At 56.0% G+C, this 748-nt stretch carries 1 protein-coding gene; it reads right to left on the bottom strand.

Going from position 1 to position 748, the window contains the following annotated elements:
- The coding region (locus tag ACXJ7R_RS35165) for an FtsQ-type POTRA domain-containing protein (RefSeq protein ID WP_457155808.1) at window positions 1-487 on the bottom strand (487 nt) is incomplete at its 3' end.
- Window positions 488-748 lie beyond the last annotated feature (261 nt).

Here is a 748-nt window from a genome sequence, read left to right as displayed (position 1 = left end):
CGGTCACATCGTCGCGACCGATGCGCCTGTAGGCAGCCTTGACCGCTTCGACGTCGGAGTCGAGCGTCGCCTGCGAAAACGTTCCGCGCGGCTTCAACTGCACCGCCATCTCAAGCGCGTTGTCCTTGAGCTTCTTGTTGTTCTGGAACAGCACCTGGTTCACGACCTGGTATTCGGCAACCTTGACCACCAGTGTCGAGCCGACCTGATTGATCTGCACATCCGAGAACAGGCCGGTGCCGAACAGCGCCTTGACCGCGCTGTCGATATCGGAGCTGGAGAAAGCTTTGCCCGGCTTGATGGTGATGTAATTGCGGATGGTTTCAGCGTCGATACGCTGGTTGCCGCTCACTTCTACTCTGCTGACGACAGCGGCTTCGGCCGCCGATGTGGCAACGAACTGCACTGCGAGCGCGCCTGGCACCACAAGGGCCGCAGACAGGGTCACCGCGGACGCGGCGCTCAGAAACTTGGATGCTGCCTTCATCGGGCTTAATAACCTTTTCTCGTAGTCCCCACGGCGAGAAAACCGGACGTGCGGTAATTTCTCCTACCGTATTAACCGGATTTTCCCTACACGCAAGGCTTCTGGTTAATTTGAATTTACTTAACCTTGCGGCGTGGCTTTCGCGTCACTCATATTCCGGGGCATGGTAAACGGCGTCTCAACAACGTCCATGCCAAAGCCAAATTTCTTCATGATTTCAGCATCCAAACAGATCGTTCCAGAAAACGAAACCCATGAAGC

The organism is Mesorhizobium sp. P5_C1 (assembly GCF_054049815.1).
Note: the sequence above shows the minus strand (reverse complement) of the source record. Positions and strands in the feature narration are given on the sequence as shown.